The organism is Undibacterium parvum, from assembly GCF_003955735.1.
GTDB lineage: Bacteria > Pseudomonadota > Gammaproteobacteria > Burkholderiales > Burkholderiaceae_D > Undibacterium > Undibacterium parvum.
The window spans coordinates 2,583,798-2,610,428 of the sequence record NZ_CP034464.1; the positions used below are offsets into that span (position 1 = coordinate 2,583,798).

The 26,631-nt window shown below is 52.1% G+C and carries 24 protein-coding genes; 13 read left to right on the plus strand and 11 right to left on the minus strand.

Annotation, left to right across the window (positions count from 1 at the left end):
• Positions 1-3: 3 nt before the first annotated feature.
• The 3 genes from EJN92_RS11270 to EJN92_RS11280 form a co-directional block, all read right to left on the minus strand.
• Positions 4-1,023, minus strand: coding sequence for a sulfate ABC transporter substrate-binding protein (locus EJN92_RS11270; protein WP_126127914.1), 1,020 nt, complete (start codon positions 1,021-1,023; stop codon positions 4-6).
• Positions 1,024-1,239: 216 nt separating this feature from the next.
• Positions 1,240-2,214: a sulfate ABC transporter substrate-binding protein gene (locus EJN92_RS11275; protein ID WP_170174937.1), complete on the minus strand. Its 975-nt coding sequence runs from the start codon at positions 2,212-2,214 to the stop codon at positions 1,240-1,242.
• Between the two features lie 337 nt (positions 2,215-2,551).
• Positions 2,552-3,313, minus strand: coding sequence for a DeoR/GlpR family DNA-binding transcription regulator (locus EJN92_RS11280; protein ID WP_194074931.1), 762 nt, complete (start codon positions 3,311-3,313; stop codon positions 2,552-2,554).
• A gap of 261 nt (positions 3,314-3,574) precedes the next feature.
• On the opposite strand from EJN92_RS11280, the gene glpD reads away from it, so the two are divergent.
• Together glpD and glpT are read left to right on the plus strand one after the other, a co-directional pair.
• Positions 3,575-5,101, plus strand: a complete 1,527-nt coding sequence (gene glpD / locus EJN92_RS11285; RefSeq protein ID WP_126127916.1) for a glycerol-3-phosphate dehydrogenase — start codon at positions 3,575-3,577, stop codon at positions 5,099-5,101.
• 106 nt (positions 5,102-5,207) lie between these two features.
• Positions 5,208-6,539, plus strand: coding sequence for a glycerol-3-phosphate transporter (gene glpT, locus EJN92_RS11290; protein ID WP_126127917.1), 1,332 nt, complete (start codon positions 5,208-5,210; stop codon positions 6,537-6,539).
• A gap of 56 nt (positions 6,540-6,595) precedes the next feature.
• Here glpT and EJN92_RS11295 read toward each other — a convergent pair whose 3' ends face one another.
• The 7 genes from EJN92_RS11295 to nosZ form a co-directional block, all read right to left on the minus strand.
• Entirely contained in the window at positions 6,596-7,267 is a 672-nt protein-coding gene (locus EJN92_RS11295) for a nitrous oxide reductase accessory protein NosL (RefSeq protein WP_126127918.1), read from the minus strand.
• 2 nt (positions 7,268-7,269) lie between these two features.
• Complete coding sequence (locus EJN92_RS11300) at positions 7,270-7,803, minus strand: nitrous oxide reductase accessory protein NosL (RefSeq protein ID WP_126127919.1); 534 nt, start codon at positions 7,801-7,803, stop codon at positions 7,270-7,272.
• Positions 7,800-8,615 (minus strand): ABC transporter permease, encoded by an 816-nt coding sequence (locus EJN92_RS11305; protein WP_126127920.1) that lies wholly within the window; start codon positions 8,613-8,615, stop codon positions 7,800-7,802. Before EJN92_RS11305 ends, EJN92_RS11300 begins: the two co-directional genes overlap by 4 nt.
• Before the next feature lie 20 nt (positions 8,616-8,635).
• Positions 8,636-9,565, minus strand: a complete 930-nt coding sequence (locus EJN92_RS11310) for an ABC transporter ATP-binding protein (protein ID WP_126129889.1) — start codon at positions 9,563-9,565, stop codon at positions 8,636-8,638.
• A gap of 16 nt (positions 9,566-9,581) precedes the next feature.
• The gene (locus EJN92_RS11315) at positions 9,582-10,850 is read right to left on the minus strand and encodes a nitrous oxide reductase family maturation protein NosD (RefSeq protein WP_126127921.1); all 1,269 of its coding nucleotides are present in this window, start codon (positions 10,848-10,850) and stop codon (positions 9,582-9,584) included.
• Positions 10,847-13,495, minus strand: coding sequence for a 4Fe-4S binding protein (locus EJN92_RS11320; protein WP_126127922.1), 2,649 nt, complete (start codon positions 13,493-13,495; stop codon positions 10,847-10,849). Before EJN92_RS11320 ends, EJN92_RS11315 begins: the two co-directional genes overlap by 4 nt.
• Positions 13,496-13,597: 102 nt before the next feature.
• Positions 13,598-15,532, minus strand: coding sequence for a TAT-dependent nitrous-oxide reductase (gene nosZ / locus EJN92_RS11325; RefSeq protein ID WP_126127923.1), 1,935 nt, complete (start codon positions 15,530-15,532; stop codon positions 13,598-13,600).
• A gap of 291 nt (positions 15,533-15,823) precedes the next feature.
• On the opposite strand from nosZ, the gene EJN92_RS11330 reads away from it, so the two are divergent.
• The 7 genes from EJN92_RS11330 (at position 15,824) to EJN92_RS11355 (ending at position 22,369) form a co-directional block, all read left to right on the plus strand.
• Positions 15,824-16,228: a c-type cytochrome gene (locus EJN92_RS11330; RefSeq protein ID WP_126127924.1), complete on the plus strand. Its 405-nt coding sequence runs from the start codon at positions 15,824-15,826 to the stop codon at positions 16,226-16,228.
• Positions 16,229-16,279: 51 nt separating this feature from the next.
• On the plus strand, positions 16,280-17,320 hold the full coding sequence (locus EJN92_RS11335; RefSeq protein WP_126127925.1) for an FAD:protein FMN transferase: 1,041 nt from the start codon (positions 16,280-16,282) through the stop codon (positions 17,318-17,320).
• A 377-nt stretch (positions 17,321-17,697) separates the two neighbouring features.
• The gene (locus EJN92_RS11340; RefSeq protein WP_126127926.1) at positions 17,698-19,269 is read left to right on the plus strand and encodes a diguanylate cyclase; all 1,572 of its coding nucleotides are present in this window, start codon (positions 17,698-17,700) and stop codon (positions 19,267-19,269) included.
• A gap of 180 nt (positions 19,270-19,449) precedes the next feature.
• Positions 19,450-19,800: a DUF3147 family protein gene (locus tag EJN92_RS11345; RefSeq protein WP_126127927.1), complete on the plus strand. Its 351-nt coding sequence runs from the start codon at positions 19,450-19,452 to the stop codon at positions 19,798-19,800.
• A 109-nt stretch (positions 19,801-19,909) separates the two neighbouring features.
• Positions 19,910-20,383: a hypothetical protein gene (locus EJN92_RS21440; protein ID WP_157984358.1), complete on the plus strand. Its 474-nt coding sequence runs from the start codon at positions 19,910-19,912 to the stop codon at positions 20,381-20,383.
• A gap of 596 nt (positions 20,384-20,979) precedes the next feature.
• Positions 20,980-21,624 (plus strand): hypothetical protein, encoded by a 645-nt coding sequence (locus EJN92_RS11350; protein ID WP_157984359.1) that lies wholly within the window; start codon positions 20,980-20,982, stop codon positions 21,622-21,624.
• 97 nt (positions 21,625-21,721) lie between these two features.
• Complete coding sequence (locus EJN92_RS11355) at positions 21,722-22,369, plus strand: hypothetical protein (protein ID WP_126127929.1); 648 nt, start codon at positions 21,722-21,724, stop codon at positions 22,367-22,369.
• Positions 22,370-22,593: 224 nt separating this feature from the next.
• Here EJN92_RS11355 and EJN92_RS11360 read toward each other — a convergent pair whose 3' ends face one another.
• Entirely contained in the window at positions 22,594-23,871 is a 1,278-nt protein-coding gene (locus EJN92_RS11360; protein ID WP_407701555.1) for an HAD family hydrolase, read from the minus strand.
• 806 nt (positions 23,872-24,677) lie between these two features.
• Between EJN92_RS11360 and EJN92_RS11365 the strand changes: the two genes are divergently transcribed.
• From EJN92_RS11365 to EJN92_RS11375, 4 genes are all read left to right on the plus strand, one after another.
• Entirely contained in the window at positions 24,678-25,229 is a 552-nt protein-coding gene (locus EJN92_RS11365; protein ID WP_126127931.1) for a hypothetical protein, read from the plus strand.
• A gap of 55 nt (positions 25,230-25,284) precedes the next feature.
• A complete protein-coding gene (locus tag EJN92_RS22000; RefSeq protein ID WP_265415583.1) occupies positions 25,285-25,413 on the plus strand; it encodes a hypothetical protein in 129 nt (42 codons plus the stop codon).
• A gap of 49 nt (positions 25,414-25,462) precedes the next feature.
• On the plus strand, positions 25,463-25,945 hold the full coding sequence (locus EJN92_RS11370) for a GNAT family N-acetyltransferase (protein WP_126127932.1): 483 nt from the start codon (positions 25,463-25,465) through the stop codon (positions 25,943-25,945).
• Between the two features lie 103 nt (positions 25,946-26,048).
• Positions 26,049-26,594 (plus strand): DUF7010 family protein, encoded by a 546-nt coding sequence (locus EJN92_RS11375; RefSeq protein WP_126127933.1) that lies wholly within the window; start codon positions 26,049-26,051, stop codon positions 26,592-26,594.
• Positions 26,595-26,631: the final 37 nt, after the last annotated feature.

Sequence of the window (26,631 nt, forward strand, 5' to 3'; positions counted from 1 at the left end):
GTTTTACCTCTTGCCTGGTTGGTAAATCTGGTCAAACACGCCGCCATCGGCAAAGTGATCTTTTTGTGCCTTGGTCCAGCCGCCAAAGCTATCGTCTATGGTAAATAGCTTGAGCTTGGGGAATTGTGTCGCGTACTTTTTGGATGCCTTTTCGGTGGTCGGGCGGTAGTAGTTTTTCGCGATGATTTCCTGGCCCTCATCGGTGTACAAGAAATTCAAATAGGCCTCGGCCACTTTACGGGTGCCGCGCTTATCGACGACTTTGTCGACTAGCGCAATCGAAGGCTCGGCCAGAATGCTGCTCGACGGCACTACGATTTCCACCTTGTCGGGGCCTAACTCTTTGATCGCCAGTTGCGCTTCGTTCTCCCAGGCCAGCAAGACATCACCAATGCCGCGCTCGACAAAGGTGGTGGTGGCACCGCGCGCACCAGAATCGAGTACCGGCACGTTCTTATACAGTTTAGAGAGAAATTCTCTGGCACTCGCTTCGCTGCCGCCTGGCTGTTTTAAGGCATAACCCCAGGCCGCCAGATGATTCCAGCGCGCACCGCCTGAAGTTTTCGGGTTAGGGGTAATCACGGCCAGGCCAGGTTTGACGATGTCGTTCCAATCCTTGATCGCTTTAGGATTACCTTTGCGCACCAGAAAAACGATGGTGGACGAATACGGCGAGGCATTGTGCGGCAAGCGTTTTTGCCATCCCTTGTCTAACAAGCCATGGCCGGCGATTGCATCGGTATCGTAGGCCAGAGCCAGCGTCACCACATCGGCATCGAGACCGTCAATCACCGCTCGCGCCTGTTTGCCAGAGCCGCCGTGCGATTGCCGGATCTTGAGCGTGTCGCCGGATTTGGCTTTCCATTGTTTGGCAAAAGCCTCATTCACGTCTTGATACAGCTCGCGGGTCGGGTCATACGAGACATTGAGCAGGCTGATGTCGGCGGCATAGGCGATAGGGTTCAGCAGCGCTATGGTGGCGACCGTACCAGAAATTACCGCGGTAAATTTTTTGAGATCCATCTGTAATCCTTGAGTGAAAATTCAGTAAAAAAGCTAAATAACAGGAAGACAGAATAAGTCGCAGGCAAAAAAAACAGAAGGTATCATTTCAGGATTGGATATGTGTTTTTCTTCTATACGCGCTAGCCTTAAGAAAGATTGAGGCAAAAAAAAGCCCCCGGAAAAATCCGGAGGCTTAGCCTATTGATGCAGCAAAGTAAGCGCTGAATTTAGCCCTTATTTTTTACTCTGATAGATTTTGTCGAACTCGCCGCCATCATCAAAGTGCCGTTTTTGCGCTTGCTTCCAGCCGCCGAATACGTCTTCTACCGTGAACAGGCTAATCGGTTTAAAGTTAGCCGCATATTTTTTTGCTGCCAGTTCCGAACGTGGGCGGAAAAAATGTTTTGCGACTATCTCTTGTCCCGCTTCAGAATACAAAAATTGCAGATAGGCAGTCGCCTGTTTGCGGTTGCCCAGCTTATTCACCACGCGATCCACCACGGCTACCGGCGACTCGGCCAGTATCGATATTTTTGGATACACCACTTCAAAGTTGTCGCCAAATTCCTGACGCACCAATTGCACTTCGTTTTCAAACGTCACCAAAACGTCGCCGATCTCGCGCTGGGTAAAGGTGGTGGTGGCACCGCGCCCGCCGCCGTCCAGTACCGGCACATTTTTAAACAAGCGATCCACCAACAGACGTGCTTGCGCCTCGGTGCCGCCGCTCTTGATCACCGATCCCCATGCTGCCAGATAGGTGTAGCGTCCGTTGCCTGAGGTTTTGGGATTCGGTACGATGACTTTTAAGCCGGGCTTGCCGAGGTCTTCCCAGCTAGTGAGCTTTTTGGGATTACCCTTGCGCGTCAAAAACACCATGGTGGAATAAAACGGTGCCGCACCGTTAGGAAACGCTTTATTCCAATCCGCCGGCACCAGGCCTTTTTCGGCAAGAATATCGATGTCATTGGCCTGGTTCATGGTTACCACCGACGCTTCCATACCGTCGATCACCGAGCGCGCTTGCTTGCTTGAGCCGCCGTGCGACTGGTTGATGCTGATGCTTTCGCCGCTTTTCTTTTTCCAGTCGGCCACGAAAGCGGGATTGATTTCCTTGAATAATTCACGCGTCACGTCGTAGGAAGCATTGAGAATATCACCAGCCGCATGCGCTGATACGCACAGGCTCAAGCTAGTCGCAACCAGCATAGTCCACAAGATACGACGACGGGCTGGCGTCTTACTGAAGTGGGATTGCTTTGATAGATGATCAGACATGAGAATTCTTCCGAAAAGTAATGAGTGCGCCATCTTGAAGAGGAAAGCCAGCAAAGCAAAGGATCATTTTCTTCTAAGTTTAGAAGGAGAACGCATGTAGCGTGGTTTTGATGATAAACAATCTCACCAATGGCAGCGCCAGTGCGCATATTCCATGCGGGTTTACAAGGCATCTGCCCGCTAAGCCGCATGGAATATGGGCGCTGGCGGGGATGGTATTTTATTTTTGCACTATGCGATCAGCGCGTGCTTTGTATGGATTGCTAAACTATGAAGTCAGCACTACCTTGACCTGCGCCTCTTCCAGTACTTGGGCGAATAGCGCAGAGGGCGGTGCATCGGTAAATAAAATATCGATTTGCGATAAATGCGCCATGCGCACCAGCGCCTTGCGGCCGAATTTTCCCTGATCTGCCACCAGCCAGACCTCGCGTGATTGTTCTATGATGGTCTGCGCCACTTTTACTTCGCGGATATCAAAGTCGCGCAGGCTGCCATCTTCATCGATGCTGGAAATGCCGATGATGCCGATATCGACCTTGAACTGACGGATGAAGTCGATCGTGGCTTCGCCGACGATGCCGCGATCACGCCCGCGCACCACGCCACCGGCCACGATCACTTCGCACTGAGGATTGTCGGCCAGTATCGCTGCCACATTCAGGTTATTTGTCACCACATGCAAGCCCTGATGGTGCAAGAGCGCGCGTGCTACTTCTTCGGTGGTGGTGCCGATATTAATCATCAAGGAACAACCCGCCGGAACTTGCTCTGCCACCGTCGCCGCGATGCCACGCTTGGCTTCGTTGTGCAAGAGCTGGCGCTGGCTGTAATCGATATTTTCAACTGAGGAAGCTAGCGCTACCCCGCCGTGGTAGCGAGTCAGCAAGTTGGCTTCTTCCATTTGCTTGACATCCCGGCGCACCGTTTGCGGCGTGACTGCCAGTTGTTGCGCCAGTTCTTCGACCGAAATGGTGACGGATACACGGATGACATCGAGTAATTGTCGTTGACGGGGATTGAGTATCATAAATGTTCAAACATGATGAAATTACACAGAAATTGTTAGCAATTCGAATTGTTTTGAATAAAAAAGAACATTATCGAACATTTTCGAATCGAAATAATCATAAATTTGTTGCTTATGCTTCGACTTTTGGCGTATCTTAGACGCCTGTCATCTTAACCGTATTCAGCGACATTCAGAGATGGATCTCTGTACTAAGCTAGAGACTTAGTAGCGTATTTACCACACGATAGTGCTCATAAGAAAGTAGCGAGAAAGGCCAAAATGAATTTTCCTCAAGAAAAAAAGGAATGCGATGTGCTGGTAGTCGGTGGCGGCATCAATGGCGTTGGCATAGCACGTGATGCGGCCGGACGCGGCTTGTCCGTGATTCTGTGCGAAAAAGATGATTTGGCCTCGCATACTTCATCTGCATCTTCCAAGCTGATACATGGCGGCCTGCGTTATTTGGAATATTACGAATTTAATCTGGTCAGAAAAGCCCTGATAGAGCGCGAGGTCTTGATGCGCTCGGCACCGCACATCATTTCTCCTTTGCGCTTTGTGATGCCGCATATGAAAGGCTTGCGACCAGTCTGGATGTTGCGCGCCGGCCTGTTTTTATATGACCATCTGGCCAGACGTGAATTATTACCTGGTTCGAATGCCATCGATTTGCGCAAGCATGTGGCGGGCGTTGCGCTCAAACCTAGTCTGGTGCGCGGCTTCATGTATTCCGACGGCTGGGTCGATGATGCGCGTCTGGTGGTCTTGAATGCCATGCATGCGGTCGAAAAAGGCGCGACGGTAATGACACGGACCACCTGCGTATCGGTGATACAGCAAGACGGAAAGTGGCAGGCCCAATTACGCAATGCGGCAGGCGATACGATGGTTGTCCAAGCGCGTAGTCTGGTGAATGCGACAGGCTCCTGGTCGGCGCAGTTCCAGCAAGATTGCGTACCGCAGGCCACCGGCAAAACCCTGCGTCTGATCAAGGGCAGTCACATCGTGGTCAAGCGTCTGTTTGATCACGACAATGCCTATATTTTCCAACATCCGGATGGCCGTATCGTGTTTGCCATTCCGTATGAAAAAGACTTCACGCTGATCGGTACCACCGACCTCGATTATCGCGGCGATATCAACCAAGTGGCGATACAACAGGAAGAAATCGACTACCTGTGTGAATTGACTAGCCTGTATTTCAAACAGCCGATTTTGCCTGCTGACGTGGTTTGGTCTTACTCCGGAGTGCGTCCGTTAGTCGATGATGGCGCCGCCGATGCCAAGGCAATTACCCGCGATTATCGTTTAGAGTTGGATCAGTCTGCAGCGCTTATGCTGACGGTGTTTGGTGGGAAAATCACCACCTTCCGCAAGTTGGCGGAAGAGGCAGTCGATATGCTGGCACCTTTACTGGGTAATCACAGTAAGTCCTGGACTGCCAACGCCTGCCTGCCGGGCGGCGATATTTTTGGCACCGGACCAGACAATCGCGCGGTGCTCGAATTTGGTGAATTTGAACGCGCCATGCAGCAGCAATACGCCTGGTTGCCAGCCAGCTTGGTGGCAAGGTATGCGCATGCCTATGGCACAAAAATTCATCAGTTACTGGATGCTTGCACTTGCCTCGATGAGATGGGCGAGGCTATCGCGCCCGGCTTGTATGTACGCGAAGTGCGCTATCTGATGCAATATGAATGGGCGCGTACGGCCACCGATATTTTGTGGCGGCGTAGCAAGCTAGGCTTGCATCTACCGCCGGGCACAGAGAAAAAACTCGCAATCTGGATCGCAGAAAATCCCTGAGTGGCTAAGCACTAACAGTTGGTATTAGTGCTTCAGTTGATAACAATAGTAAAACTTTCGACCTTATGCTTTAGGGCTAAAGGCATGATTTTTAATGGAGACAACAATGTTTGATTGGTTAAAACCTTCGCCGCATATAGCGGCACTACCGAAGGATAAAATAGACGCAACTTATAAACGTATGCGTTTGCAGATTTTTCTGGGGATATTTTTCGGCTATGCCGGTTATTACCTGGTAAGGAAAAATTTTACTCTGGCCATGCCAGGCTTGATAGAAATGGGTTACAGCAAAACTCAATTGGGTTTTGCTTTATCGGGTGTCTCGATTGCCTACGGTCTGTCTAAATTTTTGATGGGGAACATCTCTGATCGTTCCAATCCTAGAGTGTTTCTAGCGCTAGGTTTAGTGTTGTCGGCCTTGCTCACTATTTTCATCGGCACTAGCTCCTGGGCTCTGTCTTCAGTTGGCGTAATGTTCGCCTTATTGTTTATTAATGGTTGGGTGCAAGGTATGGGTTGGCCGCCAGCCGGGCGTACCATGGTGCATTGGTGGTCGCATAAGGAGCGCGGTAAAGTCGTCGCCTTGTGGAATACCGCGCACAACGTCGGTGGCGGTTTGGTCGCGCCTTTATTCTTATTGGGTATGACACTCTTTAATGACTGGCATAGCGCCTTTTATGTACCGGCGGCCTTCGCATTGTTGATAGCAGGTTTCGCCTTTTTCACTATGCGTGATACACCGCAGTCGGTCGGTTTGCCGAGCATAGAAGAATATAAAAATGATTATCCAGCCGGCTATGACCAGAGCAAAGAACAAGAGCTGAGCGGCAAGGAAATTTTCTTCAAATACGTCTTCAATAATAAGCTGCTGTGGTACATCGCCTTTGCTAACGTCTTTGTGTATCTGATACGTTATGGCGTACTCGATTGGGCACCGACTTACTTAAAAGAAGTCAAAGGTTTCAGCCTCAATAAAAGCTCATGGGCCTACTTTTTCTATGAGTGGGCAGGTATCCCAGGGACTTTATTATGCGGCTGGGTGTCCGATAAAGTATTCCAAGGACGTCGTGCACCGGCCGGCATCTTGTTTATGCTCTTAGTTGGCGTGGCACTGTTGGTCTACTGGTTAAATCCTGCCGGCAATCCAGTGGTTGATATCGCGGCACTGATCAGTATAGGTTTCCTAATCTATGGTCCGGTGATGCTGATCGGTTTGCATGCCTTAGAGCTTGCGCCTAAAAAAGCGGCGGGGACAGCGGCAGGCTTTACCGGCTTTTTCGGCTACATCGGTGGTTCGGTAGCGGCTAGTGCATTATTGGGTTGGACGGTAGAGCGCTTTGGCTGGAATGGCGGCTTCATCATTCTGGTCGCATCATGCGTGTTAGCGATTTTGTTTATGGCGTTTACCCTTAAGGGCGAGCGCGCCGCACAAGCTTAACTTTTAAGACTTAAGATCAAGCCGCAGAGAGCGATGCTCACTGCGGCTTTTTTATTTTATCCGGCATGCGCATGCGTTTGCGTATGGCGTGCACCGTTCAGGCTTTGCAGTAGCTGCGGGCTGATCTCTTTGGCGCTGATTATTTCTCCGCCTCGTTGCGCGACAAAAGCCAGTGCCGCCGCCTTGTTGGAAAACGCTGGTAGATTACCGGCACGCATCGGTCCCATGGCAGTCGAGCCGCTGACATAGATGGCCTCGCTGGCCTTAATCCATTGACCTTTAGTCACGCTGCTATCGTTGCTATCGCTGACGTAGCTGGCGGTGATGTCACTGGCGCGGCGGCCAATGCTGTAATGCCCCACATCTTGCAGGTAAATAAACAGCGTTAGCGGCGAGTCGAAAAATTGGGCGTCACCATTAGTAAATATCACTTGCGCAGCCCAATCACGGCTGCGGGCCGGATACATGCCACACACCGGGCAGCGCGCATCCAGAGGCACGGCGCGCGGCGCATGTAAGCCTAAGCCCGATGCAGGATCATAAGGCGTAGGCGGTGCGACTATGCAGACTTCGCCGATTGCCGCCAAGCGACTCGCGTCCTTAGTAGAGGTTTGCCACGGCACTAGTTTGACGAGTAGCGAGGCGCTGAGCAGCGTCAGCACGAACCAACTCGCTTGCCTGAAACGCTGCTTTGCAACTGACGGTAGCGCGGCTGAACGATGCGGCATGATTACATCCTGGTGTCGTGCAAGGCACCGCCCGAGAGGTCGACCATGTCAGCTTTGATCTCAGCGTAGCGCAGTAGTTTACCGCCCCATTCTGCGGCAAATTTTTTGGCATCCGTTTCCTGTGCGAAGCTGGCGATAGTGGGGCCCATCGATCCGTGGCGTTTGCTACCCAGTACATAAAAGCCAGTCTTGGCATCGAACCAGTTATTGCGTGGCTGCTCCCAGTCGGCCTTGCCCATGTCTTGCACGTACACAGCTGCGATCGCCTTGACTTGCTCTGGTGCCAGCAGCGTATGAAACAACTCCACCGTGTCGCAAAAGAAGGTCGGGGTGTCATTGCCAGTATAAAAGATCTGCGCTTTCGGACCAGCGTAATCGGCCAGCAACATGCCATCCAGATCGCAGGTAGTGTGCGTGTCTATCTCCACTGGCGTCAGGGTTTTGACGGAATTGGATTGGCTGCAGCCAGTAAGTGAACTGGCGAGCAAACTGCTTGCGATGGCAGATAGAATAAAACTGCGGCGTGTCATCATCATGATTTAAATCTCCAGCGTGCCAGGGCGAGTGGCACAATTATCCAGGTAAGCATCACCGAGCCCATCATCCAGGGTTTGGCCAGCGCAGGCGGAATAATGCTGGACAGGCCATACAAGGTGCGGACATCGTCTAGGGAAAAAACATTCAAAATCCGGAACACGTCAGCCGGATTGAGGAGTAAGGCATAGGCAAAGATATCGCCACCGTAGCTACCGCCGGTACTCACCAAAGCGCCGAGTAAGAGCAGATCAAACACCAGTACAAAGAAGAACCACAGCGCAATTGCCAGGCCAGAGGCGCGCGTGCGTTCACGCGCTACCACGGACATGAATACCGCCAGACTCAAAAACGCCAGACCCAGTAGCACCGAGCTGAACATAAATCCGAGATAATGAAACAGACCGGGCCAGCTAAATTGTTGATACAGCAAAATCGCCACCAGCGAAAACCCCGCTGTGGTCGAGAGCGTTAGCGCGGCTGCTAAGCCCAGGTATTTTCCCAGCAATAATTCCAGACGGGTAATCGGTAGCGCCAGCAACAAGTCCAGCGAACCGCGTTCGCGTTCACCGACGATGGCATCAAAACCCAACAAGAGAGCGATCAGTGGGATCAGGTAAATGACCAGGCTAACCAGACTGGTAATGGTCAACTCTATCGATTTCAGGCCGATCTGGCCTTGCTGTGCTCCGCCCAGATAGGTGATGACCAGCGAAAAAATAGTGAACACCAGGGCCACCGCCAGCACCCAGCGATTGCGGATGCGGTCGCGAAACTCTTTCGCGGCCAGGGTAAAAATTTGTGAGAATTCCATAGCGTGTTCTTTATTTTGATTTAATCCGAAAATCCAAAAAATACGTCTTCCAGCGAAGGCTCTTGTATGCTCAGATCGAGTAACTTGCTGCCCAGACTGTGTACCGCATGCAGCACCGCCATCTTGCTGGTGCGCGGGCAGTTGATGACCAAACCATCAGGCACGACGGTGCAAGCGACTCCTGCCATATGAGCTAGCAGGTCTTGCGCCAGTAGTACATCGTCTGCTGCCAGTTTGAGCGACAAAGTGAGCGGCATTTGCATTTGCTCGCGCAATTGGGCGACGCTACCTAGTGCCTGTATTTTTCCGGCCGACATAATGGCGAGACGGTCTACTCTTTCCTGCAGTTCGGCCAAGATGTGTGAGGTGATGATGATGGTGACACCGCTGTCGCGCAAGCCGCGCAGCGTCGCGTAAAAATCGCGTATCGCCTGCGGATCGAGACCATTGGTAGGTTCATCCAAAAATAAGACGCGCGGCTCACCGAGCAAGGCTTGGGCAAAACCGAGGCGCTGGCGCATACCTTTGGAGTATTCGCGCAAAGGGCGGTTGTGCGCATGCGCCAGTCCCACTCGTTCTAGCATAGGGGCACATTGGTCGGTTGGCGCACCCTTGAGTTTGGCAAAAAATTTCAGGGTTTCCAGACCGCTCAGGTTGTCATACAAAACCACGTTCTCTGGCAGATAACCGAGTTGGCGGCGGGTCTGGCGAAATTGGGATCCGCTGACCGCTGTGCCGTTGATCAGGATCTCGCCTGAAGTCGGCGTAACCAGACCTAGCATCATCTTAAAAAGAGTGCTTTTGCCAGCGCCGTTATGGCCTATCAAGCCAAAAATTTCGCCTTGCTGTACCGTCAGATCGATCGCGTCAACTGCATGCAAGGCACCGTAGTGCTTGCTGACGCCGCGTACCTGGATTGCCGGAGCGCTTGTTGTGTGAGTGTTTTTCATAGGTTTATTTTTACTCTTATTGACCCGGGTAGTGCTTACCATGCCACTGATTCCATTGCTTGTTAGTCGGTTGCATACGCGGCTTGGGATCGACCACACTAGGCACGCGCAGCACCGGAAACTGCTGCGAGACTAAGCGCAAGGCCTGTACTGCCGGGCTGGCGAGCAAGAGTTTGGTACTGGGGTAACGCCAGCTTAGTCGATCTACCATGTCATTGGCTTCATAGGCGACATCGCCTATGCCATCGCCGTTTCTGTCCCAACCCAGATAATTACTCCAGTGGTTACCGCTCTTGACGCCCCACTTTTCATCTTTGGCACCGACATAGCGGATCTGTTCGCGATTCGAGATGAAGTCATTGCCCTCGACCTCGTTACGGGTAGAGCCTGCCGACAAATGTACGCCGACGTGGTTGTCAACGATCAGATTGTTCTTGATCGTTACGTACTCCACATCATAGATGAACAGGCCGCGGTTATTGCCGGCAATCACATTATTTTCGACTACGGAATCCTGCATGGTGCGCAGCATGATGCCGTGGTCAGAGTTACCCCAGGTGCGGTTATTTCTGACGGTTTGATTGCGCACTTCCATCAATGCCAGGCCGCCACGGTTGTAGTAGCTATCATTGTCTTCCCACAGATTGTAGTAAGAGTTCATGTAGTGGCTGCCATAACGGCTGTGATGCAATTTGTTCGATTTGAAAATGGCATGGTGGGAGACATCGACATACAGGGCATCACGCACAAAGCTGATGTTATTGCCTATGATGCGCGCACCATTGGTGTTGTACAGTTGCACGCCATTGCCGCGCTGCGAAGAATTGTATTCGCGCTTGCCAGTGATCAGATTGCCCTCGATCAAAACATCATTCGATTTCTCTATCCACAGACCGAACAGGTTGTAAGTCAGATCGCAGTGTCTGACCACGGCGCGGTGCGCACCGGGGTAGAGATAGATGCCGGCATTTTGGTCTTTCAGGCTGTCGCCGGAGTCGCGCACTATCAGTCCTTCTATGACCACATCGGCGGCAGTCACACGGATAGTGTCGCCTTTTTGCGCCGCACTCAGGGTAGGGCGATTGATACCGCGTAGCGTCAGCTTCTTGTCTATCAAAAAATTACCCTGATAATGACCGCGTGCGATTTCCAGCACATCACCGGCATGGGCGCCGGCGATTGCCTGTTGCAGCGAACTGCCGGCTGGGACTTGTACGGTGGCGGCCTGAACAAAGGCCATAGCAAGAAAGAGCAGCAAGGGAAAACCGCGAATGATCGTCCTCATACAGATAATAATCCCAATGCCTTCAAGCTTAGGAATAATCCTGCGCCTATCAGCAAATTCTTAAAACTGACGTAGCTCAGCATATCCATCACGCTGGCATATCGGTAGTTGGCTTGCCACCAAGGACCGTCTTTCACATAGCGACGGCCGGACAAGCGTATCAATACCTCGTACACGCTCCAGCCGAACCACCAGCCTATAATCGCCGCCGAAGAAAGCTGACCGAAGGCGGTGAATACCCATGCCAGACTAGCCGCAATGGCCAGCGCGAAACCGGCGATTTGCAAGGCTCTTTGCGATGCCCAGCCTTCTGCGCTCCATGGCCACAGATGATCGAACAGTTCCTGCCATATCCATTTCAGACCGCTACTAGAGGCCTTGTGCGGTGGCACTACCATGTCGGAAGGCATACGCGGATCGGGCCCGGCTTGCACTGCCGTGGAGGCCGCAGTCGCGGGGATCTGATAGATAGGAATGAAATAGCCGTCACGTCCTATCGCTTTGATTTCTAGTCCATCGCGCTCACGCCGTTTACGTTCTTTTGCTAAGGGCGGACAGCCTTTGACGTCGGTGTACAGCACCATGCAGTCGAGACAGTGCAGACATTCGCGGTGATCGATACGGCCAGCCGCATCAATCGCCAGTGAACCGCAACTGACCGCGCAGGCCTTGCAGCTATTGCAGTCCTGTTTGCGTTTCAGACCGAACCAGCGAAAGGTACTCGGCATCGCCAGGGCCGCGCCCAGCGGGCATATGTATTTGCAGTAAGGCCGCTCTATGAATAGCGAGATGCCCAGCAAGACGCAGACAAACAAACCATACGGCCAGCTGCGGTTGCTGATGCCGACCAGGAAGGTGGTTTTGAACGGTTCTATTTCAGATAATTTTTCGGCCAGCCCCATGGAGAACATGGAGACCGTCAGCAAGCCAAAGAAAATCGTATATTTGAGCCATTTGAGTTTGTCATGCAAGGCGCGCGGCAGATGCCCCTGAAAGCGTTTCAGCCCGACTTTTTCACCGACTTTGTAAATCGCTTCCGAGAGTGAGCCAAATGGGCACATCCAGCCGCAGAACAGGCCGCGCCCGAACAGGAACACGGTGACGATAATAAAAATCCAGAATAGGAAGATGAAAGGGTCAGTTAAGAACAGCGACCAGGTCCACTGAAACAGCAAAGAGTGGAACCAGGTCAGCACCTGGGTGATAGACGGTTGCGCCATCGCACCGAAACCGACGAAACCTATGCTCAGTGCCCAGGCGCTGTACTTAAACACATTCACCGGCCATTTGTTTTTATGGCTAGAGCGGCGTGTCAGTTTCTCGCGCAAAGCGTAAACCACAGTGACCACTACCAGTAACAGAGCGAACAAAATAATCTCGATTGCACGGGATTTCCAGATCCGCACATACGGTGCGGCCGCTTCTTCGACTGCAGGTCGGCCGCCGAGCAAGAGCTCTTTAGCTAACCAGTATTTGGTATCGAAGGTAGCGAAGCTGCGGGCACCGGTGGCGCGGTCGACCCGGTTGCCGAGGAAAGAGAGTTTCCAAGGGTAAGCGCTAGAAAATGCTTTTGAGCGTATCACGAAGATCGCCGACTCATTATAGGTGGGCGCGCCAGCGGCCTCTATGCCATACAAATTGAGGTAATCGAGATCGCGGAAAGTAAAAGAGTCGGCATCCTGCTTGACCTGAATCCGGTCATACATGCCACCGCGTACAAAGCCAGAACCCTTGAAAGATTCGATGCCGGCGGTGCGGATGATGAAAATCGCATGTTCGTTTTCTTTCAGCTGCGAGTGCAGGTTATTGAAGCTATGTTCGCCCAAAAGACTGATGCCGACATCCGGATGATTAAGATCACCAAACCACAGTTCGATAAACGGCACACTGTTTTTCTCCATTCCGACTTGTTCGGCCTTGACCAGCAAACGCTGTACGCTACCCTGTTTGACCAACTGATCCCATGAAAGATGCTGACCTGTGACGACATACTTGGCTGGCTCGCGCACGGTAGGGGCAGCGATGCCCACTTGTCTCGCAATCGCCATGCCAGACGTCATCATGACCTGGTTCTGCACGATGACGGTGACGGTCGCGCCCGAGATAGCATCCACACCCAGTACGCCTTCGTCCGGGCGCGACTGACCGACCTCGACCTTGTCGGCCACCGATTTACCGATGTATTGTTTATTAAAATTGAGCAGGGCAGACTCAGGTATGCCCAGCAACAGTATCGGTTCTGAATGCTTGAGCACCTTGATGCCGACGAAACGACCTTTCAGGTCCATGCCCATCAATGTGACCACCGGTTTGCCCGAATAGGCCGGCGTGTCGGTGATGTCGGTCGATAGCATCACGTAACCGAGCAAGGGCTTTTTGCCCGCTACGGGCGCGCCATAGGCTTCGACATACGGTGGTTGGCCTATGCGTTCGGAAAAACTCACAGCACCGGGAAACGCCTCGCCACAGGGGATCAGCGCGCACATGTCCTTGGCGGTTTTCAGTTCATCGGGCAAGGCGGCCTCATACGAACCATTGGCTGCAAAGGCGCGGCCGCTGCTGAAAATACAGAGGCTCAGCAACAGAAAAAATGCGACCAGGCAGTGAACTGCGTTGGTCGCTAAGGGTTTTTTATTTGGATACATTTTTATTCCTACTAGACAGTCGTCCCGCTCTGCAAGGGATGCGGGCCTCCTGTGTGGTGCTGCCAGGCAATCCCTGGCAGCACCGGAGCTACAACTACCGGGTTAGGCTTCCACGATCATGCGAGTGCGCATTTCCAGATGCAATGCGTGGCAGAAGTGGGTGCAATAGCACCAGTACACACCTGGTTTATCAGCGATGAAACTGACCGAGGCGGTTTCCAGAGGATTGACGATGAAATTGACGTTGTACTTAGGGATAGCAAAACCGTGCGTCAAATCTTCAATCTTGTCGAGGTTAGTCAATATCAAGGTGACTTCGTCGCCTTTTTTCAATTTAAACTCGCGCATGCTGAAGGCTGGCGCTTGAGAAGTCAGTCTTACCGTCACTTTTTTACCATTGCGAACGACACCTGAATCTTTAGGATCTTTGGTCGCTAAAGGGAATTCGTCCAGGTTATATACTTGCTTAGGACGAACCAGATCGCGTTTGAAAATGATGAAGTCATGCGGTTCGCCACGTACCGGGTGATCCGCCAGCAAGATCATTTTTTCGCCAGAGATGTCGATGAATTGTTCATTCTCAGGATGCAAAGGGCCAACTGGTAAGAAGCGGTCTTTAGAGAACTTACAACCTACCGCCAGGTATTTACCATCGGCAGCTTTCGTTTCGGATTGCGATGCATTCAAGTGACCAGGCTGATACTGTACGTCAAGGCGATCCACCACATATTTAGAGGCTTTATCGCCTTTGTGGAATTTGATCGCTGCGTCTACATTCCATTTCACCACTTGGCTGTCGAGGAACAAAGTAGTAAAGGCATTGCCGCGACCGTCAAATGCAGTGTGCAAAGGACCCAGACCCAGTTCAACTTCAGCCACGATGGCGTCGTCGATTTTTTCCAGTTTACCTTCGAACCAATCCAAGACCTTGTTCAGTTCAATGACCGTCGTGGTTGGTGATAATTTACCAGCGCAAATGAAATACTTGCCGTCTGGGCTGGCGTTCACGCCATGCGGATTTTTTGGTACAGACACATAAGTCGTCAAGGCGGTCTTAGGATCTTTATTGCCTTCGTGGGTACCATCGACCACTGGCACTTTAGAATCACCGATAGTCTTGAATTTACCGGCCTTAATTGCCGCTTCAATACGTGCGATGTTGAAGAACAGGCAGGCATCGCGTTCTGATGCCATCATGTCTTCATAGTGCACACCCATCTCGGTGTTGTACTGATTGGTGGCGGCCAATTTACCGTCATACGAAGAAGCAACCAGATCGCAGTTACCGTCGATCAGCACTTGCCAGCGTACTTCCATGCTTTCGGCATCGACGCAAGTGAACATAGAGCGGTATTTTGTACCATCATCTGTACCCGTATTTGGCATAGGAATGGCGAACTCACCGCCGCAAAAAACGCGGGTGGTGTAGTTGATTTTTGGATCTACAGGATCGCATTTATCCGGGAAAATACCGTGGAAACCCTGCACATTCGGCAGTTCGGTGATTTTGTCGCAGACAAAATAATCTAAACGGATACGCGCGATACGGCTGTTGATCTTGTCGTTAATAAAGGCGTAGCGACCATCGTAGTTACCGTCTTTGTAGGAGGCATGGGTGTGATGCGTATCAGCGACGGTGTACTTCAGGCTACCGTCAGGCTTGGTGCCCATGACTTTTTTCGATTCGTTGGTGACGCCCCAACCTACCAGTGCATCCGGTACGAAGCAAGGAATGCGATGCAGTTCACGACCGGAAGGCAGGCCCAATACGCGCATGTCGCCGGTATGACCGCCGCTCCACAGACCGTAGTAAGTGTCGAGTTCGCCCGGTTTCAGGTGCGTGGCATTGGCCGCGGCCGAGTGATCACCAGCGGCTGCCGGTGCTGAAGCTGGCGCTGCTGTTGAGGCACCCGCGCTACTTGGTTTTTCAGTACAGGCAACTAAAGTGCCTATGCTGGCAATCGCTGCGGTGTTGAGGAATTTGCGGCGGCCTAATGCTGGAGCAACTTCCGGTTTTGCAGTTTTGTCTTGGCTCATGATGCGATCCTTATTAGCTGGTCTTTTCGGTGTAACGGTTAGGCCATGGTGAATGAATACAACAACGGATAGGATGGTGGTTGATAGGCAAAAAAAATGAATTGACGGGCGTCAAGAAAAAATAGAAATAGCGCGCTTTTTAGTTCGGGTTTGCGCTAGCGCAGACTTTGCTGTGCGACACTCCATTTACATCGATTTGCGCTTACCGCGCGAGTTAAAATAAACCCATAAAAATCGCGATCTTAAATCCGAATTGATCGGCTTGAAACATCGCAAATTAAGGAATACATCATGAAAAAATCATCCGCTCTGGTATTGAGTATCTTCAGCTTGGCCCTGTTGAGTGCCTGCGGCCAAAAAGACGCAGCGACTCCTGCGGCTTCCGCTCCAACACCGGCTCCGGTAGTTGCCGCCGCACCTGCAGCACCAGCGGCCGCTGAAAACCTGGTTGGCAAAGCCACTTACGGCAAAACCTGCTCGCTGTGCCACGCCGCCAATGTGGCTGGCGCGCCAAAACCGGGCGACAAAGCTGATTGGGCACCGCGTATCGCCCAAGGTATGGATATGCTGTACAAGCATGCGCTGGAAGGCTTCACTGGTGCTAAAGGCCAGATGCCGGCACGCGGTGGTTCGACTACCTTGAGCGATGCCGATGTCAAGGCTACGGTTGATTTCATGGTGGATCAGTCGCGTTAATTAGGTCGCTAGTCAGGTAGCTAGTTAGGCACCTAGTCTTTGGGGAAAAGTATGTCTGTTGTTTTGTCTGATGCGCAGTTTGAAAAACAATTTCAAGCGCGCCGCCGTCGCCTGTTGATGGCCTTACCTGTGCTCGCTTGTGGTTTGGTGGTGCCGACTGTGCAAGCCAAGTCGGATATTCATCAGGCCAGCCAAGTCTTGATGGGCACGCGGCTAGATCTGACACTGCAGGGCAGCGGCAATCTAGACTTGGCCGCGGCTGCGGCATTTAGCGAAATGGCGCGGCTGGCCGATATGATGAGCCGCTACCGCAGCACCAGTGTGCTCAACGCCATCAATCTGGCCGCTGGTCTGCAGGCGGTGCAAGTGCCGCCCGAGATGATGCGGGTACTGCAGATGGCGCAACAAGCAGCGCGTAGCAGTGGCGGCGCTTTTGATGCCAGCGTCGGTGCCTTCAAAGACTGGAGTTTTGACGCCGCCCATCCAGCACTAGCCAGCGCAGCACAGATCGCCGCGCAATTGCCGCTGGTGGATTCCCAAGGCCTGATCCTGAATCACAAAGCCGGCACCGCCTATCTGAGCAGACGCGGCATGCGCCTCGATTTAGGTGGCATCGCCAAACTACCGATTTTGCAGGCCGGCCTGCAAACCCTGCAGGCACACGGGGTGCACAATGCCATGCTCAATGGCGGCGGCGATGTGCTGGTCAATGGCAATTTAAACGGACGCCCATGGCGCGTCGGCCTGCGCGATCCGCGCCAGCCTGAACAAATTCTCGGTGTGGTGGCATTGAATCAGGGTTTTGTCGCCGCCTCTGGCGACTATGAACGTTACTTCATGCATCAAGGTAAACGTCTACACCATATTCTCGACCCAAAAACCGGCTACCCAACTCAGGGCCCGCACGGTCTGGCGTTAGTCAGCCATGATATTGCCGCCATCAACGGCCTCGGTGCTGCCATCATGGTGGCAGGCGTAGACGCCGGACGCCAGCGCCTCAGCCATTTACACCAGGTCGATGCAATGATAGTCGGCGCCGACCAGCAGCTCTGGTTATCTAGCGGCATGCAGGCGCGCCTGGGTCAAGCCTAGGGCTAGACCTTTAGTAGCTGCTGAATATTTTTAAAACAGCACAGGCCCAACGCGCATATTCCATGCGCCTCTCCAAGGCATCGCCCCTCTAAGCCGCATGCAGTATGCGCGCTGGCTGGGTGGCCTGTGACATTTCACTAGTTTAAGTAGCGCTCTGTGGTCGAGCGCTATACAATAATTCAGCGGATGACGCCAGTGCTTGGATTACACTAGGCGCATAGCGATACAATTGCTCATGTTTAAGAATTTCTCTCCGTTTTAGTTTGATTGGGTATGCATTCGTAGAGACGCCCGTAAAGATATTTGTTGGTAAGTGTTGACTCAGCCTTAGGGCGGATACTCACTTCGGTTTTTATGCACAATTTCCGGGAAACAGTATGGGAATACGCTTCAAACTACTACTCACCTTCGTTCTCTGTTTTGGTCTTATGGCCGCACTCAATCTGGCTCAGCTTGAGCACAATATGAGTGCCAGTTACGATGCCATAGAGCGCCGCGAGATGATAGAGAATTCAAACCGTATGCTACAAGGCATACAGGCCGAACTGCTGGCGCTGAGCTTACAAAGCGCGGACTGGGCCGCATGGAATGCGACCTACGAATTTGCCCAAAAACCTGACCCGGTCTGGGCTGAAGAAAATATAGGCGTGAACGCCATGAAACCGGTACACTTTTCTATGGTGCTGGTTGTTGACGCAAAGGCTAAGCTACTCTTGTTTGAAACTCGCTCGGCGTCGGGCCAGAGCCTGAATCTACCAGAGCTTAGTAGCGGTCCCTACTTCGCACTGTTCAGCGCAGACGCTAACGGTGGTACACCGCAATGTGGACTGATGCAAAGCCAGGCTGGCCTGATGTTAGTCTGTCGTGCGCGCATCAGCCGTAACGACGGCAGCGGTGAGTTTGTCGGTAACCTGGTGGCCGGGCGCTTGCTGGATCAGACCCTGGTAAGCAAGTTGCGCGAGCAAACCCAATTAAAGTTCGAATTACATGAACAACGCGGCATGCCGCAAGGCCTGCAAATATGGCCTGAGCCAGCAAGCGCTGCGGTGAATATTGGCAGTCAGTCACTGATGTTCGCGCACGGAAAAGACCTTTACCACTTCTACTACCAGTTACAGGATGTGTTAAAACAAAACGTCGGAATCCTGACGCTGGATGTCTCACGTGATCTCACCAAACAAGGCAATCTTCTGTACCGAAATGTAGCTCAGCTGTTTGTCTTGACCGCACTGGGGACCGCGCTCTTGCTTGGGTTTTTCATACATCATCTGCTGATCCGCCGCCTGCGCGTGCTCACCAATGAACTGACGACCCTAGAGCAACAATCCACCTGGCATACCCGCATTAAACTATCTGGCTCCGACGAATTAGGGCAATTATCCTCTGGCATTAATAAATTGCTGGCGCTGATCGAGCAGCAAGTCACTAGCCTCAAATTGCTGTCCTTGACTGATCCCTTGACCGCTCTGCCTAATCGTCGCGAATTTGATGCCCGATTAAGGCAAGAGTTTGCGCGGCAAAAACGACAGCGGATACCGCTGGCTTTGCTCACTATCGATGTCGACTATTTTAAATTTTATAACGATCATTACGGCCATCCCGCCGGTGACCTGATTCTTAAAGAAATTGCCGAGATATTGGCTAGTGCGGTTTCACGTAGTAGCGATCTGGCAGCGCGCATAGGCGGAGAAGAGTTTTGCCTACTACTGCCCGACACGGATGCTGCCGGCGCAGTGCTGCTGGCAGAAAGCATACGAAGCAAACTACAAGCACGCAATTTGCCGCATGTGGCCTCTCTGCTTAGCGATCGCGTGACACTCAGTATCGGTGGCGCCATAGCCGGTGACGAAAGCATAGAGGCGTTTGTGAGCCGCACCGATCATGCCTTGTACCGCGCCAAACATGAAGGCCGCGATCGGGTCTGTTTTGATGCCGGCGCAACAGAATAAAATAATCGCCTTAGGACTGACGAAAAATTGTTCCAGCTAGGCGTGCCGCCGCAGACATTACACCAGTAAGGCAAGGCGGATACAACGACGCTGGGGCGGTTTTGCGTAAGTCCTACGCCTATCTTTGCCTTGCTAACTGCGTTACTCTTCGCATTTGAAGCGCTAGTTCACAGGAAAACCATGCTCTGGATCATCACTAAATATTTAATAACGGCCGGTGTAGTGGTACTCGTTTCTGAGCTGGCCAAACGTAGCGACCGGCTAGGCGGCCTGATCGCGGCGCTGCCTTTGGTGACCATCCTCACCCTGATCTGGCTGCATCTGGAACACCAGTCCGAGCAGAAGATCGCCAATCATGCCTGGTACACGTTTTGGTATGTGGTGCCGACCTTGCCTATGTTTCTGGTCTTCCCTTGGTTGCTGCCGCGTCTGGGATTTTGGCTGACCTTGTTGGCCAGTGCGGTGATCTCTATCGTCAGCTTCGGCCTGTTCACACTGATCGCCCGGCGTTTTGGTATTGAATTGTTGTAAGGCTGGGCTGCCGTGCTAACCCGGTAGGTGCGATTAGCAAGGCGTAATCGCACACACGTCGCGGTGCCGTAGCGGTTTTAAAACACGAGCCTGCCACTACGCATATCCCATGCGCTTCTTCAAGCATGCTGGCCTGCGGGGCGCATGGGATATGCGCGGTGGCTTGGTGGTGTTTGTACTTCTGTGGTTGTTGTGCGATTGCTGGCCGGTGGTAGACCGGCGGCTACTTACTTTTCTTGCTTCGCCAAGAAGAGTAAGCAAAAGAAGGCGACGCAAAGTCACTGTCCCTGCGGGATACCCAATTGTGCAGGTCGTAAAATGGGAAATGAAGCAAACTCGCTGCGCTCAGACAGCTTCACTTCTGATCCATTTTCCGTCCCGCACAATTGGCAGCGCCACATGCGAATTCGATTCAAAAACAGAGTCAAAAAAGAGTCAAAAACAGAGTCAAAAACAGAGTCAAAAACAGAGTCAAAAACAGAGTCAAAAACAGAGTCAAAAACAGAGTCAAAAACAGAGTCAAAAACAGAGTCAAAAACAGAGTCAAAACCCCAGCTCGGTAGGTGCGATTAGCAAGGCGTAATCGCACGCACCTCGCTATGCCGCAGTGATTTTAAAAACCGACTCTGCCCACACGCATATCCCATGCGGCTCGCAGACCTATGTGCTTGAAGAGGCGCATGGAATATGCGCAGTGGCGCTGCCTGTTTTTAAATTTCATTCAGCGCAGCATGCGTACGATTACACTGCGCTAATCGTACCTACGCGGGCTTACGGAGACGCGCAAGTCGCACTACGGATGTTTTGACGTTCGCTTTCCGCATGTGGCGCTGCCGCTTGTGCATGGCAGAAAATGGATTAGAAATGAAGCTGTCTGAGCCGCAGGCGAGTTTGCTTCATTTCCCATTTTTTGACCTGCACAGGCGGGTACCCGCAGGGCAGCGACTTTGCGTCGCCTTCTTTTGCTTCCGTTTCTTGGCGAAGCAAGAAAAGGGAGTAGCCGCCGGTCTACCACCGGCCAGCAATCGCCCAGCTGCGACAGAAATACAAACAAGACCACGCCACAGCAAAGCAAAAACAGCATGCCGCCAGCGCGCATATTCCATGCGGCTCGCAGGCCAGTGTGCTTGAAGAAGCGCATGGAATATGCGCGTTGGCGTAGCCTGTATTTGAAATTCCATGCGATGCAATGCGCTTGCGGCGATTGACACCTACGCAAAGATAGTGAATGCCGGATTGATTGTTAAATTACTAGCTTTGCGGCAAACGCATCGTTTACAATCGCTCGTGCGGCCGCCACGAAGGCGGTTCAATCCAATCAGGTTTATCCGCCGCAAGCAGTCCGCGGATCTTATTTTGTGTTCCGGTGCGGCGGATATACGCTATTCGTTCGGCATCATAGGGGGCATCTCGATAGTGAAAGTAATCGAACCACAAGCAGACGAGTGTTCTCTAGAAGTTCAGGAAACACATCTCATCGCGTTTGCGAGAGCGTTCATCCTAGGCGATAGAGCCGAACGTTGGCTGCACATGACTGTTGAAAATCCCAAGAAGGCCAGGGTTGCCCTTGCAAAATTGCCTGAATCCTTAAACCCGCAGTTTTGCAAACGAATTTCCGGTGCCGATGCGTGGCCTGAGTCACTTACTGACCGGCTTGGTTCTGACCGAGGAGTCTATTTCAATGGCAAGGGTGCTGCTCGGCGCACAATCATTGCTCAGGCCGCAGCTATTCGGAACGATGCGGTCTTTTCTCTTGTGCCTGGTAAGTTAGCCGTCTGCTTCTTTCATGAAGGCTGGACATGGATTTGTGAGTGTGGCCAATGATGCCCAACAGGATGATCGATAGGAAATCGCAAATGACGATTATATTTAAAATTATGGTAGTGGCGGCGATCCCGGCATACCAGCGTTAGGCATCCTCATGCGTCATCACGTCTTCAAATTCCTTGTTCTTATCGTCGCATTGCTGTCCGCATTCGCTTTGCAAGCCGCTGAGTTTGACGCCCATTTCCTTACCTACGATCACATGTCCTGCCCAAGCGAGCAGGATGTTGCTGAGTTGGCAGCAATACACGACGATATGGAACTCAGGCCTGCACTTGAGAGAAAGGTACTTTCGGGTGCGTGCACTGCTCCCAAGATAGCAATGCGGCAAATTGTTCAGCTTACGAAAAGGACGACAGTAGGCCGAGGTTTTTACTATTGCTTCAAAGGGGTTGAATTTGAAGTGGTGAGCTACGATCCGCTTAGTCTTGTTGAGGTAATTAGGGACGAGATCGAATGCGCTCCAGCGTTTTTTGTGACGACGCTTCGGACTGAACTTGCGCGACGAAAGGGCGACTTTGTGATCAAAGGCGAAGGACCGTTTGCGGTTAAAGCAAGGTGCGTTGAAGGCGGAACGGTCAGCTTGCACAAGAGAGATGGAGACTGGTGGCGAAGTTCAGAGGTATTTCCCTTGGTACGTCACGAGATCAACGTCGGTCAGGCCGACGTCGCTATTGCAATTCGCGACGGCTGCAAGGGAGTTGATGTTGACCAAACGTCTAACCCCTCGCTGCGATCCGGTTAACTCGAACTTTGGCACATAGGGATCAACTTGATAGTGAAAGCAAGCTTAGGGTGCGCCATGCGCAGTCAACTTTTATGGAACGCAATATCAAGCACCATAAAAATAAGACCGGATTTGGCCCGCGTGCCTTATTTAAAGACAGAAAATAAGAACGAAAAAAAACGGCAAGCCTAAATCAAGCTTGCCGTTTTTTATTCCCAACCGTAGCAGTTCAATTCAGTAAATCAAGCCAGCAAAGTCTCCGCGGATTTTCCGTACTTGATACTGGTTTCTGCTGGTAGCCAGTTGCCTGTCATTTCAAAACGGCCTTGCAACAGGAAGCGGGGTTTTTTCTCGTTCAGTTGTTCTGAGGCCAGTTTTGATAAATCACCGATCTTGCCTTTTTTCAGGCGATTCACGATCAGACCCAATTGCGTGTCAGAGAAATCGCGCAGCATGTCGTAGTCGCCATCGCTGTCACCGGCGACGAATACCGGGCCGTAGCCTTTGCTGGCGACCAGTTCGCGCTTGATGACTTCGGTCTTGCCCGGGCCCCAGTTCAATGGCCAGTCTTTCTTGTATTTGTTTTGCAGTACGCCGTCGGCGCTTTCCAGGCGCAGGCCGAGGACGTGTTCACGCTTGACGTGGTAACCGTATTTAGGCGTGGTGGCAAATACCGCGACCACGTCTTCCAATGAGGCGGTGCTGACGTAGACGTCGATGCCACTCTGGCGGAACGCATCCATCAGGCTGGCGATCTCGGTGCACAGGCGGATGCCGTGAAAATGCGCCACGCTGACCACACCGGCTTTGCCGCTCAGGGCTGCCGGGCTGGTGTATTTGGTCTTGTTCAGTCCCAAGCCCAGATTATGATCGTTCGAGGCTTCCGCCAGTTTTTGCACTTCGGCCACCGACATATTGGTGAAGAAGTAGATCACCCACGGGTAGCCGACTTTAACGCCATGGGTTTCATTGACGGCTTCATACAAAAAATACAGCTTGGCGCGGAAATCCTGAAACTGCAGGGTCTCGCGGATTTCTTCTAGCTTCTTGCTACCTTTAAATTTATCCGAATTGTCGAATAAAAATTGGTAGTCGCTATCGAGGTCGCTGCAAACCGATTCGAGATCAACGATGGCTCCAGCGGCATTTTTAAAGTCGGCCACAAAAGGCCCGGCCGGTACGTTCTGGCGGATGATGGCGCTAAATTCCGCCGGGTTGAGCTTGAACGACAAGGTGTTGATCTGGTACATCAGCAAGGCTTCTTCGGTGTCGTTCATGATGCTGGTGTTATCCCAGTCAAACACGGCGTACGGGCGGCGCTTGGCGTTGTAGCTGGCGCTGGTTGTGCCATTGCGCTCGATCAGCGCTTGCAATTGGGCGTGATTGCGCTTGCTCCACTTGGCTTGATCGAGGACCAGACCTGTGGTCTTGGTCGGTTTGGCGAAGGCTTCGCTGGCGCTGGTGACAGCAGCCAGACCCGCGAGCACGCCACCGGTCAGGAGTGAACGACGTTTTTGCAAGAGATCAGTTTTATTCATGATTAATTCGTAGAAACAAAGTGGTAAAGGATAAAGTCAACAGCAGAACAAAACGCTGCCATTGTTATTGGCGTGGGCTATGCAAAGTCTGCAAAAAGCCGAGCCAAAAAAACGCAAATAAATATAGTATTTTGCCAGCCGATTAAGACCGGAGCATGACAGGAAAAGTTTCAGGAGAAATCAGATGAGTCTTGGAAACCGGGCTTTGTTAATGTTGGCGGGATGCTGAGTTAGGCTAGCTGCGATGCGCAAGGCACAATCGCAGACCTGTCGCGGTTTGGTAACGGCTCAGTAGTGGCTAAGTAGTGGCTTTAACAGACGACCCTGCCAGCACGCATATCCCATGCGGCTCGCAGGCCAGTGTGCTTGAAGAAGCGCATGGAATATGCGCGGTGGCCTTGCCTGTATCTGAGATTGCGAGCGGCGGTATAGATGAACTCCTCGACCTCACACCGAGTTCACATCGGTAGGGTGCGCCATGCGCACCGCTGGTTCAAGATCAACAGCAGGTAAATTCGGTGGGTATAGCTTCAAATGGTGCGCATGGCGCACCCTACGGCTAATTGGTGTTAAATGCGTTCGGGGGGGGTATTTCAATTTCATTAATTTGATTGATATAATCGAAAGGAAATAAACTGACGCGTTTCAGGTTTTTTAACGATAGTGAAAATCCATTGAAACTCTCCAAAGCTAGTCTGCTAGAGGGTTTCGTGATTTTCTTCTTAAGGCTTTATGCGTCACTCGTCCGATTCGCCTGTCACGGTGACGGATATAACTAGTTAGCCATCATGAACAATTGGCGTGAGAATTTAAGCCGTCTTGCAGCAGAGTTTTGGTGCGGTATTGGTGATTTAGCTGAGCTGCGGACATGGGCCGACGTTGCCAATAAAGAGACCGGAGAAGCTCATTCTCAAATTTGGGATATATACACTGTTGCAGACCATAAGCATGCAACGGACCTCCTCTTGAGCATGGCCAGCGACATAAATGGATTTAAACTCGAATCGTGGGAGGCCGAACCATTCGCAATGAGTGCTTTCAAAAAGGCGCTTGACGCATTTTTTTCACGAAGCATGCCAGTGCAGACCTTTTGTAAATTAGTAGAGAAGTTAGATGCCACTTACAACATCGGCCTTGCCGGCGTTCCAAAGCCAGAATCATTGCAGAGTCACGAGGAATGGTGGCTTGGGAATCTTTGGAACTGCTGTGATTGGTGTGATGAAAGCTGGACAATGGAAAACAGTTCTCCGCTATTAGCTGAAGCACAACGCGTTTCTAAAGTGCTGGCTAACATTGGGGTCAAGCGGGACGTGCCGCACGCGGCACGTCCCTTACCTTAAACGGTCATGCGTCCCCAGCCAAATTTCCCAATCACTCGCAAATCAGAGAGGCATCATGTCCAAGCTACGCGTAGAGAATTTCAGCATTTCACCTGACGGTTTTGCTGCTGCTTCAGCCAAGACCATAAGGCCAAACAATTCGGCTGCCTATCAGCGCAGGCGTATCGCGCCGTTTGCTATTTAATCGCCACTCTACGAAATCAATAAACACAAATCCTCACTGAGATCCCCCTATGCCAGTACTGCGCCCCATGTCCGACACCGAATACGCAACTTGGTCCGAGCTATCGATCAAAGACTATGCCGCTGCCAAAATTGTATCTGGCGAGTGGGCAGAATCAGAGTCGCTGGCCTTGGCGCGCAAGGAGAATAGTGAACTCCTGCCGCTGGGTTTGCACACGGCGGACAATCACTTATTCATGATTACCAATGCCGAGGCGCAAGCGGTGGGCGTATTGTGGTACGCCGTCAGGCATAAGTTTAATGCGTCAATCGCCTATGTCTACAGTGTTGAGGTATGGCCCGAGCATCAGCGGCAAGGCCACGCCTCGCGTGCCTTCCTCGCCTTAGAGGAAGAAGTGCGCAGCCGCGGCCTTAGCGGCATCGCCTTGCATGTGTTTGGGCATAATAAAACCGCCCAGGCGCTGTACGCCAAACTGGGATACCAGCCCACCAATATCAATCTGTTTAAGCCAGTTCCGGCGGCCGCGATTTAAACCAGCGCCAGAGCTAGCATCATCAGGGCTAGCTCTGGCGCGAAGACGCTTGCGATCGCCCATCACGACGACGGACCTATCGAATAGACCTCAGGGAGAACTTATGCAACTTTCCATCAGCGAACAGCAGCAACAAGAGATGCGCCACGCCTACTATGACGGCGCCCCGGGTATCCTGGTCTCTAGCCTGGTGTGGATGGCAGCCGCACTGGTGTGTTACCGGCTCGGGATGAATCAGGCGGTATGGACGCTGCTGATAGGCGGTGCGTTCATTTATCCGATTAGCCTGATTGTGACCAAGGCGCTAGGACGAGCCGCGACGACCAGCAAAGCCAATGCGCTTAACCAGCTTGGGATGGCGTCGACAATTTGGCTTATCCTGTGCTGCGCGATGGCCTATGGTCTTTTTCTTTTAAAGCCAGGCTTATTTTTTCCAGCAATGATGGCAACGATAGGAAGCCGCTACCTGGTCTTTGCCAGTCTGTATGGCAAATCAGTTTACTGGCTAATCGGGGTGAGCCTGATACTCGCCGCCAATCTGGTCTTCTTCTTAGCGCTAACGCCCGTTGTCGCCGCAGGGCTGGGCGGATTGATTGAGCTTCTGTTTGCGGTTTTGGTGTTTTCAAAAGCTAGCAAGTTAGCGCAGTAGGGGCGATGAACTCGGCGTGATCGGCGTGGCCATGTCT

Bases quoted from the DNA above. Each gene is read 5' to 3' on its own strand.
- EJN92_RS11270 (WP_126127914.1), bottom strand. From the start codon at position 1,023: ATGGATCTCAAAAAATTTACCGCGGTAATTTCTGGTACGGTCGCCACC.
- EJN92_RS11275 (WP_170174937.1), bottom strand. From the start codon at position 2,214: ATGCTGGTTGCGACTAGCTTGAGCCTGTGCGTATCAGCGCATGCGGCT.
- EJN92_RS11280 (WP_194074931.1), bottom strand. From the start codon at position 3,313: ATGATACTCAATCCCCGTCAACGACAATTACTCGATGTCATCCGTGTA.
- glpD (WP_126127916.1), top strand. From the start codon at position 3,575: ATGAATTTTCCTCAAGAAAAAAAGGAATGCGATGTGCTGGTAGTCGGT.
- glpT (WP_126127917.1), top strand. From the start codon at position 5,208: ATGTTTGATTGGTTAAAACCTTCGCCGCATATAGCGGCACTACCGAAG.
- EJN92_RS11295 (WP_126127918.1), bottom strand. From the start codon at position 7,267: ATGCCGCATCGTTCAGCCGCGCTACCGTCAGTTGCAAAGCAGCGTTTC.
- EJN92_RS11300 (WP_126127919.1), bottom strand. From the start codon at position 7,803: ATGATGATGACACGCCGCAGTTTTATTCTATCTGCCATCGCAAGCAGT.
- EJN92_RS11305 (WP_126127920.1), bottom strand. From the start codon at position 8,615: ATGGAATTCTCACAAATTTTTACCCTGGCCGCGAAAGAGTTTCGCGAC.
- EJN92_RS11310 (WP_126129889.1), bottom strand. From the start codon at position 9,565: ATGAAAAACACTCACACAACAAGCGCTCCGGCAATCCAGGTACGCGGC.
- EJN92_RS11315 (WP_126127921.1), bottom strand. From the start codon at position 10,850: ATGAGGACGATCATTCGCGGTTTTCCCTTGCTGCTCTTTCTTGCTATG.
- EJN92_RS11320 (WP_126127922.1), bottom strand. From the start codon at position 13,495: ATGTATCCAAATAAAAAACCCTTAGCGACCAACGCAGTTCACTGCCTG.
- nosZ (WP_126127923.1), bottom strand. From the start codon at position 15,532: ATGAGCCAAGACAAAACTGCAAAACCGGAAGTTGCTCCAGCATTAGGC.
- EJN92_RS11330 (WP_126127924.1), top strand. From the start codon at position 15,824: ATGAAAAAATCATCCGCTCTGGTATTGAGTATCTTCAGCTTGGCCCTG.
- EJN92_RS11335 (WP_126127925.1), top strand. From the start codon at position 16,280: ATGTCTGTTGTTTTGTCTGATGCGCAGTTTGAAAAACAATTTCAAGCG.
- EJN92_RS11340 (WP_126127926.1), top strand. From the start codon at position 17,698: ATGGGAATACGCTTCAAACTACTACTCACCTTCGTTCTCTGTTTTGGT.
- EJN92_RS11345 (WP_126127927.1), top strand. From the start codon at position 19,450: ATGCTCTGGATCATCACTAAATATTTAATAACGGCCGGTGTAGTGGTA.
- EJN92_RS21440 (WP_157984358.1), top strand. From the start codon at position 19,910: ATGCGCTTCTTCAAGCATGCTGGCCTGCGGGGCGCATGGGATATGCGC.
- EJN92_RS11350 (WP_157984359.1), top strand. From the start codon at position 20,980: ATGCGATGCAATGCGCTTGCGGCGATTGACACCTACGCAAAGATAGTG.
- EJN92_RS11355 (WP_126127929.1), top strand. From the start codon at position 21,722: ATGCGTCATCACGTCTTCAAATTCCTTGTTCTTATCGTCGCATTGCTG.
- EJN92_RS11365 (WP_126127931.1), top strand. From the start codon at position 24,678: ATGAACAATTGGCGTGAGAATTTAAGCCGTCTTGCAGCAGAGTTTTGG.
- EJN92_RS22000 (WP_265415583.1), top strand. From the start codon at position 25,285: ATGTCCAAGCTACGCGTAGAGAATTTCAGCATTTCACCTGACGGTTTT.
- EJN92_RS11370 (WP_126127932.1), top strand. From the start codon at position 25,463: ATGCCAGTACTGCGCCCCATGTCCGACACCGAATACGCAACTTGGTCC.
- EJN92_RS11375 (WP_126127933.1), top strand. From the start codon at position 26,049: ATGCAACTTTCCATCAGCGAACAGCAGCAACAAGAGATGCGCCACGCC.